This is a genomic window from Stenotrophomonas sp. ASS1 (assembly GCF_004346925.1).
Taxonomy (GTDB): Bacteria; Pseudomonadota; Gammaproteobacteria; order Xanthomonadales; family Xanthomonadaceae; genus Stenotrophomonas; species Stenotrophomonas maltophilia_A.
Genome location: NZ_CP031167.1, coordinates 966,719 through 986,875 on the forward strand (window position 1 = coordinate 966,719; position 20,157 = coordinate 986,875).

Below are 20,157 nucleotides of genomic sequence, written 5' to 3' on the forward strand. Positions count from 1 at the left end.
TGTTTGTCCCTTTCTGATTGCTGCCCTGCCATTGCGGGGTGGCCTTGCATGCCGTGAACAAATGAAAACGAACCCCAACCCCGCGCACCTGCGCCGGGCGACGCTACCTGTCCTGTGCGCATTGCTCCTGCACGCCGCGCCCCTGCTTGCCGCCGATGCGGCACCACCGACCACGCTGGATACCGTGCGGGTGGTCGATACCCGCAGCGGTGAGCTGTCGTCCACCGCCAACGCCGGTTCCGCGCTGGGCCTGAGCGTGCTGCAGACACCGGCCAGCCTGACGGTGATTTCGCGCGAACAACTGGAGCAGCGTGGCGACAGCAACCTCAACGATGCGATCAGCCGGGCAGGTGCGATCAGTGTGATGCCGCATCCGGGCAACGGCCTGAGTGCGCTGTCCAGCCGCGGCTTCACCGATGGCGCTTCGGTGATGCGCCTGTACGACGGGCTGCGCCAGTACGGCGGCGTGGGTATCACCTTCCCGTTCGATACCTGGTCGATCGAGCGCATCGAAGTGCTGCGCGGCCCGGCCTCGGTCATCCATGGCGACGGTGCGATCGGCGGCGTGATCAACATCGTGCCGAAGATGCCCACGCGTGGTGCGATCGAGAACGAGATCAGCGTAACCGTGGGCAGCGAGGACACCGCGCGCCTGGGCTTCGGCAGTGGTGGCGCGCTGACGCCCGAGCTGGCCTACCGGCTGGACGTGAGTGGCAACTACAGCGGTGGCTGGGTCGATCGTGGGCGCAACAGTGACGCGACATTCTCCGGTGCGTTGCTGTGGCAGCCGCGCGCGGACCTGCAGCTGACCCTCACCCATGCGCAGGGCTACCAGCAGCCGATGCGTTACTTCGGCACGCCGCTGGTCGAGGGCCGCCAGCTGGAGGCGCTGCGCCACCGCAACTACAACGTGGACGACAGCCAGATCCGCTATCGCGACCGCTGGACCCAGCTCGATGCGCTGTGGACGCCGACCGCGAACGTGGAATGGCGCACGCGCCTCTACCAGATCGACAGCCAACGCGATTGGCGCAATGCCGAGGCCTATGTTTACAACCGCGCCACCGGCTTGATCGATCGATCGGGCAACACCGAGATCACCCACAACCAGGACCAGACCGGACTGACCTCGACGCTGCGCGTGCAGGGGACCGCAGGTGGCCTGCAGAACAGCTTCGCGGTGGGCCTGGACGCCAACCGCGCGCACTTCAAGCACACCAACAACACCTATGCCGGCAGCTCGGGCCCGATCGACCCGTTCGAGCCGGTGCCGGGCCAGTTCGTCAGCGACGCGCCGAACCTGCCGCGCTACCGCAATCGTGCCGAGCAGTACGCGCTGTTCGCGGAAGACCGGTTGGCGCTGAGCGAGCGCTGGTCGGTGCTGGGTGGGCTGCGCCACGACCGCGCGCGCATCGACCGTACCGATCTGATCAGCGGCCAGAATGCGTTCTCGAAGACCTACAGCAGCACCGGCTGGCGTGCAGGCACGGTATTCGCGCTGCAGCCGACGCTGAGCCTGTATGCGCAGTACTCGCAGGCGGCGGACCCGGTCAGTGGCCTGCTGATGATCAGCCCGGCCAACGGTGCCTTCGACCTGGCCAAGGGCCGGCAGATCGAGGTGGGCCTGAAGCAGGCCTTCGATGGCGGCGAGTGGACGCTGGCGGCGTATCGCATCCGCAAGACCGGGCTGCTCAGCCGCGATCCGCTGGTGCCGGACCGCCGCGTGCAGATGGGCGCGCAGACCTCGCATGGTATCGAGGCGTCGTTGAACTGGAACGTCGCGCCGCACTGGACGTTGGATGCCAACGCCACGGTGCTGAAGGCCGAGTTCGAGGACTTCCTGGAGACCACCGGTTCGCCGCCGCTGCTGGTGTCGCGCGATGGCAACGTGCCGCCGAACGTGGCCGAACGCCTGGCCAATGTGTGGTTGAGCTGGCAGTTCGCACCGGACTGGAGCGCGGCGGGTGGCGTTCGCTATGTCGGCAAGCGCTACGCAGACAATGCCAACACGCTGGAGTTGCCCAGCTACAGCACCACTGATCTGGCGCTGACCTGGCAGGCAGCACCGCGCACGCGATTGTCAGCGCGCCTGTTCAACGTGTTCGACAAGGCGTACTACGCCACCGCGTACTACACCAGCACGCAGTGGCTGCTGGGCGCGGATCGTCGCGTCGAGTTCACCGTCGACCATCGCTTCTGAGGACACGCACCATGTCGCTGCGATCCACTGCCAAGCGCTGGACCTACCTGGTGCACCGTTGGCTCGGCATCGGCGGATGCCTGCTGATGCTGTTGTGGTTCGTCAGCGGCATGGTGATGTTGTTCATTGGCTACCCGAAGCTGACGCCCGGTGAACGTCTGGCGGCATTGCCGGTGCTGCCGGAGGCCCGCGATCTGCGCGGGCTGTCGGTGCTGCCTGCAGCCGTGCAGACCGAGCCGGAGGCCGTGGCGCTGACCACGCTGCGTGGCGAGCCTGCGTATGTGGTGCGCACGGGAAGCAACGTGGGGGCGTGGTCAGCCGTCACCGGCCAGGCCCTGCTGCCAGTGTCGGCACAGCGCGCCGAAGCGTCAGCGGCACAGTTTGCTGGCGGCCCGGCCTTTGTCGGTGCAATGCGCGTGGAAGAGGACCGTTGGACGCATTCGCGCGCGCTGGACGCGCACCGGCCGCTGTACCGGGTGGAAGTGGGGGGCGCACAGCCCGGTGACCTGTATGTGTCCTCGCGCACCGGTGAAGTGGTGCTGGACGCACCGCATGTGCAGCAGCGCTGGAACTACGTGGGTGCCTGGCTGCACTGGTTGTACTTCCTGCGCATGCAGTCGGTGGATCCGGTGTGGACGTGGGTGGTGATCGTGCTGTCCGCGCTGTGCACGGTGGCGGCGGTCAGCGGCATCGTGGTGGGTGTGTGGCGCTGGCGTTTCCGCGGGCGCTACCGCTCCGGTGCGAAGACGCCGTACGTCGAACCGTGGATGCGCTGGCACCATCTGATCGGACTGATGGCTGCGGCCTTCGTGTTCACCTGGATCTTCAGCGGGCTGATGTCGATGAATCCATTGGGGGTCTTCAGCAGCACGCGCGAGGCGATCGATGTTGAACGCTATCGTGGCAGCGCGGTAACGGTGGATGGCGCGTTGGGTGAGCCGGTGAAGCTTCTGGCGGTGGCCGATGCTGAGCGCTTCCAACCGGTCGAGATCCAGTGGCGCCGCATCGGAGGCGAGCTGTTCGCAGTGCTGCTGGACGGGCGGGGCGAGACCCGCATCGTGTCCAGCGACAATGGGCACTTGCAGGTTGCGCGGTTGCTGCCGGCAGCGTGGCTGCAGCAGAAGGTGCGTGCGCTGTCCGCTGCGCCGATGCAGGGCTTCGTGGTGCAGCAGGCAGCGGATGCCTACTTCTATCCGCGTGCGCCCGAGGCCATGAATGGTGCAGCGGTACGCCGCTTCCCGGTAGCAGTGGTGGACTTCGGCGATGCCGAGGCGACGCGGGTCTACCTCGATCTGGCCACGGGCGATCCGTTGCTGACGATGGGGCATCGGGAGCGCGTGGGGCGCTGGTTGTTCTACTTCCTGCACAGCTGGGACCTGCCGGCGATGCTGCGCCAGGAAGGTGCCCGGCTGGCGGTGTTGCTGCTGCTGAGTGCTGCTGGCACCGCGCTGTGTGCCACGGCGACGGTGATCGGCTATCGGCGATTGCGGATGAAGCTGCGGCACAGGCGGCGCTGAGGCCCTGGGCTACATCCGAAGCCAACGTGTGGACACGGCCACCAGCAACAAGGCCGTGGCCACCCCGATGAACGCAGCGATCAGGCCGAAGTGGTTGGCGGCGAAGCCGATCAGCGCCGGCCCGGCAAGGATGCCGGCGAAGCCCAGCGTGGATACCGCGGTGATCGCCAGCGCACCCGGCATGCGGGTCTGGTGGCCGGCCAGCGAGAACAGCGCCGGCGCGATGTTGGCGCAGCCGAGGCCGACCAGCACATAGCCGATCAGCGACGCCTGCCACGGCGTGACCAGCGTCAGCACCAGCACGCCAGCGGCGGCAAGCAGAGCACCGAACACGATCGCGCGCTCACGGCCCATACGCGCTACCAGCGCATCGCCGAACAGGCGTGCGACGGTCATGGTCAGGGTGAAGGTTACATATCCGATACCGGCGAGGCTGGCATCGACGCGACGCACGTCGCTGAGAAACACTGCGCTCCAGTCCAGCATCGCGCCTTCACCGAGGAAGGCGACGAACGCCAGCACGCCGATGAACAGCACGATGCCGTGCGGCAGGGCCAACATCGGTGTGTCGTGCGGCATGCGTTCGCTGTGCCAGTACGCCGCCGACAGCAGCATCACCAGCAGCATGGCGCCAACGCCGATCAGCACCGATGCCAGTGGCGGCAGCTGTGCGGACAACAGCACGGTCATGGTGGCCGCGCCGAGGAAGCCGCCGATGCTGAAGAAGGCATGGAAGCCGGACATCATCACCCGCTGTGCTTCGCGCTCGACGATGACGGCCTGCACGTTCATCGTGCAGTCCATTGCGCCCACGGCGGCGCCGAACACGAACAGCACCAGCCCCAGTGACCAGGCCGAACCGGCCAGCGCCAGGCCGGGCACGGTCAGGCAGATCAGCAGGCTGCTGGCCACCATCACCCGCCGGCAGCCCAGGCGGGCGGCCAGTACACCGGACAGCGGCATGGCCAGCAGCGAACCGGCACCGAGGCAGAGCAGCACCAGGCCCAGCGTGGCGTCGTTGATGTCGGTGCGCGCTTTGGCGAATGGCACCAGGGTGGCCCACAACGCCGTGGCGAAGCCGGGAATGAAGAACGCAGCGCGGGTCGCGTGCTGTTCGGCACGCGCGCGGTTGGCAAGGGACATGAGCGGTACGGTCAGGGCGGACTGGGGTGTACCGCGATGCCTGCGGCGCGGAAGCGCGCCGCCAGTGCGGCGGGCGCGGTGGTGGTCAGCACCAGGTCGTCGATCTCGTCCAGGCTGGCGATCTGCCAGTTACCGCGGGCACCGAGCTTTTCAGTGGTGGCGGCGACGATGACGCGGCTGCTGCAGGCCACCATCGCGCGCTTGAGCGTGGCTTCTTCCGCATCCATTGCCCAGACGCCGGTGTCGCCGTCCACTGCGCAGGGGCCGGGCAGGTATACGTCGGCGCGCAGGCGCTGCACCTGCGCCAACGCTTCAGCGCCGACCGCGCCGCCACCACTGGCCAGGCGGCCGCCGATCAGCTGCACCGAAGTGCCTTCGAGCATGCTGGCGGCGGTGGCGATCTGCGGAGCATTGGTGATCACCGTCAGGCCGAGAGCGGTCGGCAGCTGCTGGGCGATCGCCAGATTGGTCGAGCCGGCATCGAGCAGTACCACCTGGCCCGGTTGCAGCAGCGCGCAGACGCGGGCGGCCAGTTCGGCCTTGTCGCCACGGTCGCGGGTCAGGCGCTCGCGTAGCGGGCGTTCCTTGGGGGGCGGCAGCACGGCGCCGCCGTAGACACGCTGGCACAGGCCTTGGGCGGCCAGCTCGCGCAGATCACGGCGGATCGAATCTTCGGAGACGGCATAGCGGCGCGCCAGTTCGGCGGCGACCACGCGGCCCTGCTGGCGCAGTTCCTCGAGGATCTGCAGGGTGCGCTGGGCGGGGAGGGGGCTGGGATCGGAGCTCATGACGCAAGTCTGCACGTTCGTGCATTAACGTGCAACAACGTGCGTTGGGCGGGCGTGGCCACAGATCGGCTGGACTGTCGGTGAACCCAACCGCGCCAGCGTCTATGGATCGCCCTCGCGGCCCGGCATCATGGCGGGGCACCTGGCATGGAATCCACGATGTCCCCCACCGTTCACCGCAAGCTGCGCATCGGCGCGGACCAGTACACCGGCCAGAAAGTGGTCGACCAGCAGTTCCACGAATGCGATTTCTCCGGCGCTGACCTCACCGCCACCGAGTTCATCAACTGCAGCTTCTATGACGCTGAAAACCGCGCCGGTTGCCGCTTCAATGGCGCCACATTGAAGGAAGCCAGCTTCCGTAGTTGCGACATCAGCATGTGCCACTTCAGTTTCATCAAGGCGCTGGGCCTGGAGATCAGTGAGTGCCGTGCGCAGGGCGCGGACTTCAGCAACGCCAGCTTCATGAACCAGATCACCACGCGCAGCTGGTTCTGCAGTGCCTTCATCAAGAAGTCGAACCTGCGCTACGCCAATTTCTCGCGGGTGACATTGGAGAAGTGCGAACTGTGGGAAAACCGCTGGGATGGCGCGAATGTGAGCGGTGCCAGCTTCGCCGGTTCGGACCTGTCCGGTGGCCAGTTCGAGGGGATCGACTGGAACAGTGCCAACTTCACCGACTGCAACCTGACCAACTCGGAGCTGGGCGAGCTGGACCTGCGCAGCACCAATCTGCGCGGCGCCACACTGGATGTGCAGCAGGTGGCGCTGTTGATGCAGCGTATCGGCATTACCGTGGTGCCGTAGGCATCATCCGGCGTACGCCACCCAGCCCTTGAAGCTGAAGCCGGCGTAGAACAGCTCCACGTTGTCGAAGCCGGCCTCCTGCAGTAGCGCAACCTCCTGCTCGGGCGACAGCAACGGCAATCGCTCGGCAATGGCGTCGATCGCGCGCTGCGCATCGGCGTGGGCAACCCCCGAGGCTTCGGCGAACGCCGCGTAGCGCTGCAACCAGCGCAGCTTGCCGGCCGGGTCCTGCGGCACGCTGTGGTGCGCCACCACCAGCGGCGCGCCGGGTTGCAGGCGCCGGTGCAGTTCGCGCAGCGTGTGCAGGCGCTGCCCGGCATCGAGGAAGTGCAGGGTCAGCAGGCAGCTGGCACCGTCGAAGCGCGCATCGGGTGCATCGTCGATATAGCCTTCCAGCAGCTGCACGCGCGACATCAGCGGACCCAGTGTCTGCTCGGCCAGGGCCAGCATCGGCGCGGCCGGGTCTACGCCCAGCAGCTGCCAGCCCGGCTGCGCCTCGGCGAAGGCCTTCAGTTCCAACCCGCCACCGGCACCCAGCACCAGCACGCGGCCCTGCGCAGGGACACGTTCGGCCAGCAGCAGCCGGCTCATCTGCTGCAGGGCGAGGAAGCCCGGCACCTGGCGCAGCGGTGCTTCGGCATAGCGGGCCACCGCCTGCGGATCGGAGAACGTGGACATGCGCGGATTCCTGCGGCGGGGGACATACCACTGTAGCGCGGCGCGCAAGAGGCATTGCGCGCCGCTGCCGCACAGGCCGGGCCGGGCTCAGGCCGCTGCGGCCTCAAGCACTTCTTCCAGCCGCACCTCGCCGAGGAAGCCGCCGCTGCTGGTTGCCGGCCGCTGCGCTTCAACGGCGTGGGCGAACTGCACGCCGGCGTCGTCCTGCAGGCGCTCGAACAGCTGCTGCAACTTCGGGAACTCGCGGCGGTCGACCACCTGGTGGTAATCGTTCCAGCGCGCGATGCCGGCGAAGTAGGCATCGGCGAAGCTGCGCTGTGCGCCCAGCAGCCAGGGGCCGTCGCCGATCATCTGCTCCAGTGCCCGATGTGCGTGGCGCACCTTGGTCGTGCCGTAGGCACGCAGCGCCTCGCCTTCATCGCCTTCCGCATGCTCCAGTGCGTGCCAGAGCGGCGCATAGGCACCGAAGAAACTGGTGTTGAGATAGGCCAGCCGATGGTTGAGGCGATCGAAGCCGGACGTACCCTGTGCGAAGCCCAGCCCCTGTGCGATGCCCTTCGCGGCCAGGTGGTTGAGGATGGCCAGGCTTTCGCTGAGCAGTTCGCCCTGCCCGGTGCGCAGGGTCGGGGTTTCGCCCAGTGGATTGAGGTGGCGGTAGTCTTCGCCCTGCACCTGGCCGGGCATGTCGATGCGGCACAGCTGGTAAGGCTGGCGCAGCCACTCCAGGGCAACGATGGAGCCGAACGAGCAGCCCGAGGGCACGCCGTAGAAGAGGATCGGGGTCATGGCAGGTTTCCGGTTCAAGCCGCGATGCGGCGGGTGAGGAAAGCGTGCCTGCGTGGACATTGCCCCGGAAGCCGTCAGAATGGCATCCTGAAGTCCACATCTGTGGACGTTGCGCATGCTCAATCTCAACGATCTGGCTCTGTTCGTGACCGCAGTGGAGCAGGGCGGGTTCGCTGCTGGTGGCCGCCATCTGGGCTTGCCGCGCTCGACCCTGAGCAAGCGCGTGGCGCTGCTGGAAGAACACCTCGAGGTGCGGCTGCTGCAACGCAGTTCGCGTCGCTTCGCATTGACCGAGGTCGGCCAGGACTTCTTCGAGCGCGCACGCGCAGCGTTGTCTGAGGTCGAGGCCGCCGAGGCCATCGTCCGCGACCGCCAGGCCGAACCCAGCGGCACCGTACGCATCAGCGCTTCGATTCCGGTGGTGCAGGGCGAGCTCGCCGCGTGCCTGCCTGCACTGGCCCGCCGCTATCCACGGCTGCGCATCGAAGTTGAAGTGAGTGATCGTTTCATCGATCTGGCTCAGGAGGGCATCGACATCGCTCTGCGCAGCCACTTCGGTCCGCTGCCGGATTCCGGGTTGGTGCAGCGCTCGCTGGGTAGCGAGCGCATCGTGCTTGTGGCGTCCCCTGGCTATCTGGCAGCCGCGCCGGCAGTGGATACGCCCGAGCAGCTGCTTGCGCATGCCGGCCTGCTGACCGCGCGTCATGCAACGCGCTGGACGCTGCATGGCCCCGACGCGCGCACCGTGCAGGTGGAGCCGCAGGTGGCGCTGGTCGGCAATGAATCGCAGCTGCTGATCGCGGCGGCCGAAGCGGGTCTTGGCATTACTGTGTTGCCACACAGCCTGTGTGCCGCGGCACTTGCCGCCGGCCGCCTGCAGCAGGTGCTGCCGGCGTGGCATGCCGGCGAAGTGACCACCAGCGTGCTGCTGCCGCATCGTCGCGGCCAGTTGCCGGGCGTGCGCGTGGTGGTGGATGCGCTGGTCGCGCATTACCAGCTCAACGCAGCGCGCGCGCCAGTACCTGCCAGATCCTCGGGTCCTGGCACTGCGAAACGTTGAAACGTACATAGTCAGCCGCGCGCTGCGATTGGCTGAACGCGTTGCCCGGCGCCAGCACGATGCCCTCGCGCAGGCATTGCCGCGCCAGTGCAGCGGCGTCGCGGCCATCCGGCAGCTGGCACCACAGGAACAGGCCGGCCTCCGGCTGCAGCCACGGCGTGATGCTCAGCGTCTGCAGCTTGCGCAGCGTGTGCCGGCGCGCATCGGCCAGGCGCGAACGTACCGACTGCATATGGCGGCGGTAGCCACTGTCGGTCAGCGCGATGTGCATCAACTGCATCGCCAGATGGCCGCCGCCGAAGCTGGTGGCCAGCTTCAGGTCGGTCAACGCTTCGATCCAGTCGTGGCGCGCAGCGATGTAGCCACAGCGCGAAGCCGCCGACAGCGTCTTGGAGAAGCTGCCGACGTGGATCACCCGCGACAGTCCATCGAGCGCGGCCAGCCGCGGCGCAGGCTGCAGTTCGAAGTCGGCGAAGATGTCGTCCTCGACGATGATCAGTTCATTGCGTTCGGCCAGGCCCAGCAGGCGGTGCGCGGTGCTGGCGGAAAGCACCGCGCCGGTCGGGTTGTGCAGGCCCGAGTTGGTGATGTACAGCCGCGGCGTATGCGCCTGAACTGCCTGCGCGAACGCCTCCAGGTCCGGGCCGCTGTGCGTGTACGGCACGCCGATGGCCTGCACCTGGTGCGCCTTCAGCAACGCGTGGTAGTTGAAGTAGCTCGGGTCATCCACCAGCACGCAGTCGCCGGGTTTGAGCAGGAAACGGCAGAGCAGATCGACCGCGTGCGTACCGGATTCGGTCAGCAGGATCTGCTCCATCGGTGCATCAATGCCCAGCGCGGCGCTGCGTCGTTGCAGCAGCTGGCGCAGTGCGGGCAGCCCGAGCGGGCCGGCGTAGTCGACCAGCTGTGATGCATCGGCACGCGCCAGCCGACGCAGGCCGCGGCGCACGCCATCGTGGTACAGCCAATCGCTGGGCATCCAGCCGCAGCCCGGCTTGAGATGGCCGGCCGGTGTTTCCAGCGATTGCCGCGACACCCACAGCGGGTCCACGGCGCGATCCAGCCGGGGTTCCATTTCAGCCAGCGCCAACGGTGCGGTCGGCCCACTGACGTAGAAGCCGGATCCTGCGCGCGCACTGATCAGGCCTTCGGCGGCCAGGCGCTCGTAGGCCTCGACCACGGTCGAGACCGACACCCCCATCGCCACCGCCTGCGCACGTACCGAAGGCAGGCGCGAGCCGGGGCCATCCACCCGCGCACCGATGCGGGCGCGGACAGTCTGGATGACCGATTCAATGCGGGTGAGCGAACGTTGCATGTGGGAACCGTAGTGGATGTGTAGGCAGTACAGTTACTTGCGACTGTACTGGATTGTAGCTGGGGTCGTTCCGCGCTGGATGCTTCCATACAGGTCCAGCCGGGCATCGTCCGGCATCTTCAGGAGTACAGGCGTGGAACGGTCGGCGAGTGGTTGGATCAATGGCTTCATCGGTGTAGTGATCTTCGCGGGCTCCCTGCCGGCCACCCGCTTGGCGGTGCTGCAGCTGGACGCCGGATTCGTCACTGCTGCACGCGCGACCATTGCCGCTGTGCTCGGCCTTGGCCTGCTCCTTCTGCTGCGCCAGCCGTGGCCGCGGCGCAATGACCTGCCAGGCCTGGCGGTGGTCAGTCTGGGGGTGGTGGTCGGCTTTCCGCTGTTGACCGCGCTCGCGCTGCGGCATGCGTCATCGGCACACACCATCGTGTTCCTCGGCCTGCTGCCACTGAGCACTGCGGTGTTCGGCGTGCTGCGCGGCGGCGATCGACCGCGCCCGGCGTTCTGGTTGTTCTCGCTGCTGGGCAGTGCCTGCGTGGTCGGCTATGCGGTGCGCAACGGCATCGAGGCCTCGCTGCAGGCTGACCTGCTGATGCTGGCGGCGATCGTGGTGTGCGGGCTGGGCTATGCCGAGGGTGGTCGGCTCGCCCGCCATCTGGGCGGCTGGCAGGTGATCAGCTGGGCGCTGCTGCTGGCGTTGCCGGTGATGCTGCCGCTGACACTGCTGATGCGCCCGGCCTCGTTCACCGCGGTCGGTGCGTCGGCGTGGTGGGCGCTGGGCTACGTGGCGGTGTTCAGCATGCTGATCGGCTTCCTGTTCTGGTACCGCGGGCTGGCGCAGGGCGGCATTGCGGCCGTCGGCCAACTGCAGCTGCTGCAACCGTTCTTTGGCCTGGCCCTGGCCGCGCTGCTGCTGCACGAATCGGTCAGCCTCAGCATGGTGCTGGTGACCGTGGTCGCGGTGATCTGCGTGGCCGGCGCGCGCCGCTTCAGCCGCTGAACGAAAAAGGGGACGGAGGGGATTAAGTCGTAATCGGTCCTACTGTGCCTGAAACGACTTAATCCCCTTCGTCCCCTTTTCCAGTGATAGCGCGGGCGTATCGTGCGCTGTGGTCAATGGTATTGGCCGCAACCTGGGTGCATGGCCGAAGCTGTGCAGATGCAGCCGATTTCCCGAATTTCCTTTGAAGGCCAGGTGGGCCTGGTGACGGGTGCCGCCGGTGGACTGGGCCTGGCCTACAGCCGCCTGCTGGCCGAGCGCGGTGCACAGGTGCTGATGCATGACGTCGGCGCCGGTACCGACGGCCGCGGCGCCGATCCACAGCGCATCCTGCGCAGCGTCGAAGCGCTGCAGCGGCAGGGTTTGCCGGTGCAGGCCGCAAGCGGTCCCATCGACCATCGTGGCGGTTGCCATGCGCTGGTGCAGGAACTGCTGCAGGCGCATGGCCGCATCGATTTCCTGATCCACAACGCTGGCTGGGTCGAGTACCAGACGCTGGAAGCGATCGAGGACGAGGCGCTGGAGCAGATGCTGTGCCTGGCCGCGAAGACGCCGCTGTGGCTGGCGCAGGCGGCGTGGCCGGCAATGCGCGCGGCGGGCGGTGGGCGCATCGTCATCACCACCTCCGATCGCGCGCTGTATCCGCAGTACGCACAGCGCGGGCTGTCTGCGTACGCGATGGCCAAACTGGCCGCGCTCGGTCTGGTCAATGTGCTGGCACTGGAAGGTGCCGAGCATGGCATCGTGGTCAATGCGGTTTCGCCGGTGGCAAAGACGCGCATGTGGGGCATCGAGGGTGAGCCCGATGAGCTGCATCCGGAAGCTGTTGCGCAAGGTGTGGCCTATCTGGCATCCACGCGCTGCCAGGACGGCGGCTGGGTGCTGCGCGCAAGCAATGGCCAGTTCCACGCACTGCGCCTGCAGGAGGCCGAGCATGTGGCGTACCCAAGGGATCTGCGCGCGGTCAGTGCCGACAGCATCGAGTCGGTGGCGCTGCAGTGGCCGGCCATCGCCCGCGCCAGCGTCGACGTGCGCGGCTGAGGGCGTACCCTAGGCGGGTTCCCACTGCCTGCTTCGAGATGATCGACCTGCGCCTGCTTCGCCAGTATGTGGCCGTGGCCGAAGAACTGCATTTCCACCGCGCCGCCGCCCGCCTGCACATGTCGCAGCCGCCGCTGACCGCGGCGATACGACGGCTGGAAGACGAGCTCGGAAGTGAACTGATCGTGCGCGGCAACCGCACGCTGGGCCTGACCGTGGCCGGGCAGACCTTGCTGGTGGAGGCGCGGGCAACGCTGCAGCAGGCCGAGCAGGGGTTGCAGCGCACGCGCGAAGCTGCAGCGGGGCAGTCCGGCAGCCTGCGCGTAGGCTATGTCGGCAGTGCGCTGTATGGCCGCCTGCCAGGTTTGATCCGCCGCTTCCGCCAGCAGTACCCGCAGGTGCAGTTGCACCTGCAGGAAGCCACGTCGCGCCAGCAGCAGTTGTGGCTGCGTGAGCAGCGCATCGACGTTGGCGTGTTGATTCCACCGATTCCCGCCGCCGAGCTGGTACTGCACGACTTCGACCATGACCGCCTGGCGATTGCGCTGCCGCGCGCTCATGCGCTGGCCGACGCGCCGGAGGTCAGTGTGGCGATGCTGGCTGAAGAACCGTTCATTTCATGGCCGGCGGGCGAGGGCATCGGCTTCCACGCGCAGGTGCTGGGCCTGTGCACTGCGGCGGAATTCACCCCGCGCGTCGTGCAGGAAGCGCAGGGCATGCATGCGGTCCTGTCGCTGGTGGCGGTGGATGCCGGCGTGGCGATCGTTCCGGCCAGCATGGCCAGCTTCCGCCCGCAGGAGATCGTCTATCGCGTGCTGGAGAGCGAAGCCGCCCGTTTCGCCCTGCAGTTCTGCATGAGGCCGGAACAACCGTCGCCGGTGCTGCGCAATTTCCTGCAGACGGCGGGCACCAACTGATTCTGTGGAGCTGCTATGCCTCGTCGCCGCGGAACAGGTTGGCAACGGCGTAGTCGATGAACACCCGCAGGCGTGCACTGGGATGGCGCCCACCGGGCCATAGCAACGAGAACTGCCCCTGGTGCGTGGGCAGTGCTGGCAGTACCCGCTGCAGGCGGCCATCGGCCAGCGCGTCGGCTGCGAGGAAGTCAGGCATCCAGGCCAGGCCCATGCAACCGATCGCAGCGGCCAGCACGGCTTCCATGTTGTTGCAGGTCATCGCGGTGGGAAGGAGCGCTCCAGCATCGCCTTCGATGCCCGGCAGCTGCCACGGGTGCAGCTTTCCGGTGGTGGGGTAACGGAAGCGCAGCGCGCTATGCAGGCGCAGCTCGCTCACATCACCGGGCGTGCCGTGCGCCTGAAGATAGCCGGGCGCCGCACAGAGGATGAAACGGAAGCCGCCCAGCCGCCGTGCGGTCAGGCTGGAATCGGCCAGTTCACCGCTGCGTATCACCGCGTCGAGGCCTTCGCTGACCACGTCGACGATGCGATCGTTGAAGTCCAGCTCCAGCTGCACCTGTGGGTAGCGTTGCTGGAAGCCAGGCAGCACCGGCAGCAGGAAGCGGTAGCCGATGGTGGGCAGGCCGATGCGCAGCAGCCCGCTGGGGGCGTGCTGTCGCTGCGCCAGGTCTGCCTGCGCTTCGGAAAGTTCATCCAACGCACGCCGGCAGCGCTGCAGCAGCAGTTCGCCTTCGTCGGTGAGGTGCACGCGGCGGGTGGTGCGCTGGAACAGGCGCGTGCCGAGTTCCTGTTCAAGGCGGGCGATGCGCTTGCCCACGGCCGACGCGGAGAGGCCGAGGACGCGAGCGGCGCCGACGATGCTGCCTGCTTCGGCGGTACGGACGAAGGCCAGCAGGGCAGAGATGGAATCCATGCGGGGCATGATTACGGAACATCGGGCCGCAATCAACGTCCATCGAGCCTGTTTTTCTGGAATAGCGGCCTGTCCATCATCAATGCCCCTGATGGATGGAGGCCCGCATGGCCCCGGTTTCGATGCTTCCCGTACCTTCCCACACGCAGCAGCGCTGGGCCCTGCTTGCCGTCTGCCTGGCTGCACTGGCGCTGCCGTTGTCCTTCTCGGCCGGTGCCGTCGCGGTGCCGGCGCTGGCCCGTTCCGCGGCGTCGTCGCCGACTGCGCTGGCCTGGGTCACCAACGCCTTCATGCTCACCTTCGGCAGCCTGTTGCTCGCTGCCGGTGGCCTGGCCGATCGTTATGGTCGGCGGCGGTTGTTCCTGCTGGGTACGGCGGGCTTCAGCATCGCCACTGCCGTCGTCTGCCTTGCGCCCACGCTGCTGTGGCTGGATCTGGCGCGCGGGCTGCAGGGCGTTGCCGCTGCAGCGGCGCTGGCGTCCGGCACCGCTGCGCTGGCGCATGCCTGGCAGGGGCCGGTGCGTGCCCGTGTGTTCGCCCTGCTGGGCACCACATTCGGTGCGGGGCTGGCGCTGGGGCCGCTGCTCGCGGGTCTGCTGTTGCAGGCATTGGGATGGCGCAGTGTGTTCGCCGCGGCCGGTGTACTGACGCTGGCGGCGTTCGCCGTGGGCGCGCGCGCGTTGCCCGAAAGCCATGGCGAACGCGGGCGGCTGGATGTCGGCGGCATGCTGGGTTTCAGCCTGATGCTGGCGGCGTTGACCCTGGCCCTGCTGTGGCTGGGGGAATTCGGCCTGCATGCCATGCGCGTGCAACTGGCGCTGTTGGCGACGCTGGTGCTGGGAGGGGTATTCGTCTGCATCGAACGACTGCACCGCTCACCGTTGCTGGACCTCTCGCTGTTCTCGCAACCGGCGTTCCTCGGTGTCCAGCTGCTGCCGGTCGCAACCTGCTTCGGCTACGTGGTGCTGCTGGTGGTGTTGCCTCTGCAGCTGTTGGGCGTGCATGCACAGAGCGCGACATTGGTCGGGCTGCAGATGCTGGCCTTGTCTGCGCCGATGCTGGTGCTGCCGATGCTGGCCGCGCGCTGGGCGGAACGCGTTGGAAATACGCGGCTTTGTACGCTGGGCCTGCTGGTCTGTGCCTCTGGGTTGTACCTGTTGTCGCGCCATGCATCGCATCCGTCGCCGTCGCAGTGGGTGCCGTTGCTGATGCTGATCGGCGCAGGAACGGCCTTGCCGTGGGGCCTGATGGATGGGCTGTCGGTCAGCGTGGTGCCGGTACAGCGTGCGGGCATGGCCGCCGGCATCTTCGGAACCGTGCGGGTGGCCGGTGAAGGCATCGCATTGGCCGCAGTCACCGCCTTGCTTGCGGTGCTGATCGGCTACCAGCTGCAGGGAGCATCGCCTGCATCGCTGGCGCGTGCCGGTGCCTATCTGGCCACGGGGGCGCAGGCACAGGCGCAGGCACTGCTTCCGGCGATGAGCGGCGCACAGCTGCAGCAGGCCAGTGCCGAGGCGCTGGCGATACTGCTGCGTGTCCTGGCGCTGCTGACTGCCGCATGCGCTGTGCTGTTGCACCTGCTGCTGCGGCGGCCAGCGTTGGCCGTGATCAGAACCGATAGCTGATGGTGCCGGTCACCACGCGCGGGTAGCCGGCGAAGCAGTCGCCAAAGGTGCGGCACGGCGCGTAGTAGCGCTTGCCGGTGAGGTTGGTGATGTTCAACGCCATCGTCCAGTCGGTCACCTGCACTTCCAGCAATGCATCGGCCAGCGTGTAGCTGGGCGTGACGATGCGCCCGCCATTGCCCAGCGACACCGTGTTGCCGACATGGCGCACGCCCAGGCCCAGGCGCAGGCGTGCGGCATCGTCCAGTTGGAAGCCCTTCGAAACCCAGGCCGAGGCCAGGTCCTGCGGGGTGTCGTTGAGGCGCTGGCCCACTTCCAGTGCGAAGTTGCTGCGGCTGACCTCAGCCTCGTTGCGCGCAACGGCAGCGGTGATTGTGAGGTCGTTGGCGAACTGGAACTGGCCTTCCAGCTCGATGCCCTTGGAGCGGATCTGCCCGGTCTGCACCACGTTCAACACGTTGTCCGGGTCGTTGGTCTGCCGGTTGGTTTCGATGATGCGATACGCTGCCATCGTCAGCAGCAGGTTGCGTGCGGGTTGCCACTTGATGCCGGCCTCGCTCTGGCGGCCACGCATCGGCTTGAAGGCGCTGCCGAACAGATCCTGGCCGGACACCGGCAGGAACGATTCGCTGTAGCTCAGGTAGGGCGAAACGCCCGCACCCAGTTCGCCGATCAGCCCGGCGCGGTAGGTGGTGGCATTGTCGGTCTGGCTGGGCTGGCCTTCGGTCTTCGAGCGTGCATGGTCGCGGCGCGCGCCCAGCACCAGCGAGATGCGGTCGGCCCAGCGGATCTGGTCCTGCACATAGACACCCAGCTGGGTGGAGGTCTGGTCCGGCTGACGATCCCAGCCACGCACGATCGGTGCGACCGATACCGGGGTGTAGATGTCGATCGGCGTGCCGGTGGCGTCCAGCCGCTGCAGCTGCTCCTTGTATTGGCTGTAGTCCACGCCGGCCAGCAGCAGATGCTGGAAGGCACCGGTGGCGAAGTCGAACTGCAGCGCATTGTCGGCGCTGAAGATCTGCACGTCGGGGCGGGTGCCATAGGCCGTGCGGTTGACCACGCGCCGCTCGGCGTCGATGAAGGGATCTTCCGGATTGCTGTAGCTGTCCACGTACATCTGCTGCAGAGTGGTCCTGCCATCGATGTAACGCACTGCCGAGCGCAGGCTGAGCGTGTCGTTGAAGCTGTGGTCGAACAGCGCGGTCAGGCTGTAGACGCGCGAGTCGATGCGGTCGAAACCGGGATCGCCGATGAAGGTGGACGGGTCGAGGCGGCGTCCGGGCGGTGCAAGCAGGGTCGCGGCCAGCGGCAGGAACTGCTGGCTGGAGCCTGTCTTGTCATGCTGATAGCTGGCCAGCAGGGTCAAGGTGCTGCGTTCACCGCGCCAGCTGATCGACGGTGCCAGATAGACGCGGTCATCCTTCAATACATCGGTCTGCATGTTCGATTCGCGCACCAGCCCGACGAAGCGGCCGGCAAGCGTACCGGCATCGTTCAATGCGCCGCCGATGTCACCCTGCAGCTGCCTGCGGTCGAAACTGCCGAGCTGCACGCCGACCTCGCCGTTGAGGGTGCCGAAGGTCGGGCGCTTGCTCATTGCATTGATGATGCCGCCGGTGGCGCCGGCACCATACAGCACCGAGGACGGGCCGCGCAGCACTTCCACCCGCTCCAGGCCATAGATTTCCGGGCGGGCGAGGGGGCTGAAACCGTAGCTGCGGCGCAGGCCATCCTGGTACTGCACCGGGTCCAGCCCGCGCACCGAGGTCGCATCGTTGCGGGTATCCAGCCCCCACGCATCGGCGGTGACGCCGGCGCTGTAGCGCAGCACTTCCTGCAGGTTGTGCGCGCCGCGATCGGTGAACAGCTGCTGGGTGACCACGCTGATCGCCTGCGGCGTCTCGGTCAGGGCGGTGTCGGTCTTGGTCGCGGTGCTGGCCCGCTCGGCCACCACCGTTACCTTGTCCAGGGTGCGCGCCGCCGGGGTGTCCTGGGCCTGGGCGATGGCCGAGGCCAGCAGGGTGGGCAGGGCGAGCGTGTACAGCAGCGGACGCGACGGCAGAGCGGGCATCGGGAGTGATCCGGGAAGGGCGGTGACGGCGGATTATCCGGATGCCCGCCCTCAAATACAAATGATTCCCAAGTGCGATTGTGCCGCCCTGGCCCGGCGTCAGGGCAGGCCGTCCGTCGCGCCGCGGATGCTCATCCAGGCGCCGCCACCGGGGGCGCTGCCGGCGCGGACACGGAAGCCGTGCAGGCCGGCAATGGCGGCCACGATCGACAGGCCCAGGCCGAATCCAGGCCCTTGGGCGGCGCTGCTGCTGCCACGGAAGAAGCGCTGGTAGATCAGCGTGCGGTCCTGTGGCGGAATGCCCGGCCCGTTGTCGATCACATCGATCCTCGGGGCGCCGTGATCATCGACCGCACGCAGCAGGATGCGGCCGTGTGCAGGGGTGAACTGCAGGGCATTGGACAACAGGTTGGCCAGCGCTTCGAACAGCAGCTCGCGGTCGCCACGCAGCGGGCTCACCTTCGGCTCCACCTGCAGCTCCAGCAACTGCTGCTTCTCTTCGGCCAGCGGCAGGTAGAACTGGTGCAGTTCCTGCAGCAGCTCGGTGACGTCGACCGCGTCGAAGGCCGAGCGCCGCTGGTGGCTCTCCAGTTCCGACACCCGCAGCAGCGCGGCGAAGCGCGCCATCAGCATGTCAGTCTCGGCCAGCGCCTTGTCCAGTGGATCGGCATGCGGGTCCCGTTCGTCCAGGCCCACGCGCATGCGGTACAGGTGGGCACGCAGGCGGGTCAGGGGCGTGCGCAGGTCGTGGGCAATGCTGTCGCACACGCCCTTGACCTCGGTCATCAGCTGTTCGATGCGTTCCAGCATTGCATTGACGATGCTCGACAGCCGATCGATCTCGTCGCGACGGCTGGACACCGGCAGGCGCTGGCCGAGGTCGCCGGCGACGATGCGGTTGGTGGCCGCTTCGATCTGCTGGATCCGTTTCAACGGGCGCCGGCGCAGCAGATGCCAGCCCACCAGGCCGGGAATGACGGTCAGCGACACGCCCCACAGCAGCGCATCGAGGATGATGCTGTTGACCGCCATGAGCTTGCCATTCTGGCGCACGAATACCAGCGTGCGGCCATCGCGGGTCACCACGCCGAGCGCACTGCCGCCGTTGTCGTGGCGGCCATCGGCCAGCGTCCAACCGTCCACCGCATGCGAGTTGCCATCCAGCGGCAGTCCCTCGGGGATCGCTGTCAGCGGGCCCGCCATCGGCATGCCGGCCTTGTCGAACAACCCATAGGTATAGACCTGGTGCAGATCGAAGCGCTGGCTGTCGCGCAATGCTTCATCCAGTGCCGGCCCGTCGAAGCTCATGAACAGGTGGGCGCGCTGCTGCAGGCCTGATTCGGTCAGGTCACTCAGGTAATCCGAGATGCGCCAGTACATCACGCCCAGCAGCAGGCTCGACCACGCCACGAACAGGATGCAGTACAGGCCCAGCAGTCTGCTGCTGGAAGAGCGCCAGTGGTCAGGATTGCGCGTCGAAGACATAGCCGGTTCCACGGACGGTCATGATCGGCTGCGGTCGGCCGGGTTGTTCGATGCGTTTGCGCACGCGACCGATATGCACATCGATCAGGTTGGTGCCCGGATCGAAGTGGTAGCCCCAGACTTCCTGGAACAGCATGCTGCGGGTGACCACCTGGCCGGCGTTGCGCACCAGGAATTCGAGCAGCTTGAACTCGGTCGGCAACAGCGCGATTTCATGCCCGCCGCGTCGCGCCGAACGGGCCATCAGGTCCAGTTCCAGGTCACCGGCGCGCAGCACGTTGTCGATGGCGCCAGTCGGGCCCTGACGCCGGATCAGCACTTCCACACGTGCAGCCATCTCGTCCGAAGCGAAGGGCTTGGTCAGGTAGTCGTCGCCACCGGCGCGCAGGCCACGCACGCGTTCATCCACGTCCGACAGTGCGCTGATCATCAGCACCGGCGTGGTGATGCCTTCGCGGCGCAAGGTGGTGACCAGGGCCAGCCCGTCGATGCCGGGCAGCATGCGGTCCAGGGTGATCACCGCGTAGTCGCCTGCACGTGCCAGCGCCAGGCCGTTGCTGCCGTCGCTGGCCAGGTCCACGTCGAAGCCGTGGCTGCGCAGTTCGGTGGCGATCTCCTCGGCGGTGACAAGATCGTCCTCGATGGTGAGTACGCGCGGCATGGGCCAGTGTGCAGAGTGGGACAGGGGCATCCTCGCAATCGTGGGCAGCGACTGCAAATGAAAAATGTTTCATGCGCCATTTAGCAGGATCGCGCCGCCACGTCTTCTATATTCGGCGCCGAACGCTCCCCCACGCGTGGAACCTGC

17 protein-coding genes are annotated in these 20,157 nt (G+C 67.3%); 8 read left to right on the top strand and 9 right to left on the bottom strand.

Annotation, left to right across the window (positions count from 1 at the left end; translation table 11 throughout):
- The first annotated feature begins 61 nt into the window (after positions 1–61).
- Both MG068_RS04520 and MG068_RS04525 read left to right on the top strand, forming a co-directional pair.
- Positions 62–2,200 (top strand): TonB-dependent receptor, encoded by a 2,139-nt coding sequence (locus tag MG068_RS04520; RefSeq protein WP_165929924.1) that lies wholly within the window; start codon positions 62–64, stop codon positions 2,198–2,200.
- An 11-nt stretch (positions 2,201–2,211) separates the two neighbouring features.
- Positions 2,212–3,717, top strand: a complete 1,506-nt coding sequence (locus MG068_RS04525; RefSeq protein ID WP_132809368.1) for a PepSY domain-containing protein — start codon at positions 2,212–2,214, stop codon at positions 3,715–3,717.
- Positions 3,718–3,726: 9 nt separating this feature from the next.
- On the opposite strand, the gene MG068_RS04530 is transcribed toward MG068_RS04525, so the two are convergent.
- Both MG068_RS04530 and MG068_RS04535 read right to left on the bottom strand, forming a co-directional pair.
- Positions 3,727–4,860 carry an MFS transporter gene (locus MG068_RS04530; RefSeq protein WP_132809370.1) on the bottom strand — a complete coding sequence of 378 codons (1,134 nt, stop codon included), beginning with the start codon at positions 4,858–4,860 and terminating at the stop codon, positions 3,727–3,729.
- Positions 4,861–4,871: 11 nt separating this feature from the next.
- Positions 4,872–5,648 carry a DeoR/GlpR family DNA-binding transcription regulator gene (locus MG068_RS04535; protein WP_132809372.1) on the bottom strand — a complete coding sequence of 259 codons (777 nt, stop codon included), beginning with the start codon at positions 5,646–5,648 and terminating at the stop codon, positions 4,872–4,874.
- 159 nt (positions 5,649–5,807) lie between these two features.
- On the opposite strand from MG068_RS04535, the gene smqnr reads away from it, so the two are divergent.
- The gene (gene smqnr, locus MG068_RS04540) at positions 5,808–6,455 is read left to right on the top strand and encodes a SmQnr family pentapeptide repeat protein (protein ID WP_121504026.1); all 648 of its coding nucleotides are present in this window, start codon (positions 5,808–5,810) and stop codon (positions 6,453–6,455) included.
- A 3-nt stretch (positions 6,456–6,458) separates the two neighbouring features.
- On the opposite strand, the gene MG068_RS04545 is transcribed toward smqnr, so the two are convergent.
- Together MG068_RS04545 and MG068_RS04550 are read right to left on the bottom strand one after the other, a co-directional pair.
- On the bottom strand, positions 6,459–7,133 hold the full coding sequence (locus MG068_RS04545) for a class I SAM-dependent methyltransferase (protein WP_132809373.1): 675 nt from the start codon (positions 7,131–7,133) through the stop codon (positions 6,459–6,461).
- 87 nt (positions 7,134–7,220) lie between these two features.
- The gene (locus tag MG068_RS04550; protein ID WP_132809375.1) at positions 7,221–7,919 is read right to left on the bottom strand and encodes a glutathione S-transferase family protein; all 699 of its coding nucleotides are present in this window, start codon (positions 7,917–7,919) and stop codon (positions 7,221–7,223) included.
- Positions 7,920–8,034: 115 nt separating this feature from the next.
- Between MG068_RS04550 and MG068_RS04555 the strand changes: the two genes are divergently transcribed.
- On the top strand, positions 8,035–8,979 hold the full coding sequence (locus tag MG068_RS04555) for a LysR substrate-binding domain-containing protein (protein ID WP_132809377.1): 945 nt from the start codon (positions 8,035–8,037) through the stop codon (positions 8,977–8,979).
- Here MG068_RS04555 and MG068_RS04560 read toward each other — a convergent pair.
- Positions 8,918–10,297, bottom strand: coding sequence for an aminotransferase-like domain-containing protein (locus tag MG068_RS04560; RefSeq protein WP_132809379.1), 1,380 nt, complete (start codon positions 10,295–10,297; stop codon positions 8,918–8,920). The genes MG068_RS04555 and MG068_RS04560 overlap by 62 nt on opposite strands.
- Positions 10,298–10,430: 133 nt before the next feature.
- Here MG068_RS04560 and MG068_RS04565 point away from each other — a divergent pair, with 133 nt between their 5' ends.
- From MG068_RS04565 to MG068_RS04575, 3 genes are all read left to right on the top strand, one after another.
- Positions 10,431–11,294, top strand: coding sequence for a DMT family transporter (locus tag MG068_RS04565; RefSeq protein WP_132809381.1), 864 nt, complete (start codon positions 10,431–10,433; stop codon positions 11,292–11,294).
- 141 nt (positions 11,295–11,435) lie between these two features.
- Complete coding sequence (locus tag MG068_RS04570) at positions 11,436–12,335, top strand: SDR family NAD(P)-dependent oxidoreductase (protein ID WP_240792116.1); 900 nt, start codon at positions 11,436–11,438, stop codon at positions 12,333–12,335.
- A gap of 38 nt (positions 12,336–12,373) precedes the next feature.
- Entirely contained in the window at positions 12,374–13,252 is an 879-nt protein-coding gene (locus tag MG068_RS04575; protein ID WP_132809382.1) for a LysR family transcriptional regulator, read from the top strand.
- Between the two features lie 13 nt (positions 13,253–13,265).
- On the opposite strand, the gene MG068_RS04580 is transcribed toward MG068_RS04575, so the two are convergent.
- A complete protein-coding gene (locus MG068_RS04580; RefSeq protein WP_132809384.1) occupies positions 13,266–14,165 on the bottom strand; it encodes a LysR family transcriptional regulator in 900 nt (299 codons plus the stop codon).
- A 107-nt stretch (positions 14,166–14,272) separates the two neighbouring features.
- On the opposite strand from MG068_RS04580, the gene MG068_RS04585 reads away from it, so the two are divergent.
- On the top strand, positions 14,273–15,790 hold the full coding sequence (locus tag MG068_RS04585; protein WP_132809386.1) for an MFS transporter: 1,518 nt from the start codon (positions 14,273–14,275) through the stop codon (positions 15,788–15,790).
- Here MG068_RS04585 and MG068_RS04590 read toward each other — a convergent pair.
- From MG068_RS04590 to MG068_RS04600, 3 genes are all read right to left on the bottom strand, one after another.
- A complete protein-coding gene (locus MG068_RS04590) occupies positions 15,774–17,864 on the bottom strand; it encodes a TonB-dependent siderophore receptor (protein WP_132809388.1) in 2,091 nt (696 codons plus the stop codon). The two genes, MG068_RS04585 and MG068_RS04590, sit on opposite strands and share 17 nt — an antisense overlap.
- A 99-nt stretch (positions 17,865–17,963) precedes the next feature.
- On the bottom strand, positions 17,964–19,349 hold the full coding sequence (locus tag MG068_RS04595) for a sensor histidine kinase (protein ID WP_132809389.1): 1,386 nt from the start codon (positions 19,347–19,349) through the stop codon (positions 17,964–17,966).
- The gene (locus MG068_RS04600) at positions 19,327–20,010 is read right to left on the bottom strand and encodes a response regulator transcription factor (RefSeq protein WP_071228043.1); all 684 of its coding nucleotides are present in this window, start codon (positions 20,008–20,010) and stop codon (positions 19,327–19,329) included. The genes MG068_RS04595 and MG068_RS04600 overlap by 23 nt, the downstream gene beginning before the upstream one ends.
- Between the last annotated feature and the right edge of the window lie 147 nt (positions 20,011–20,157).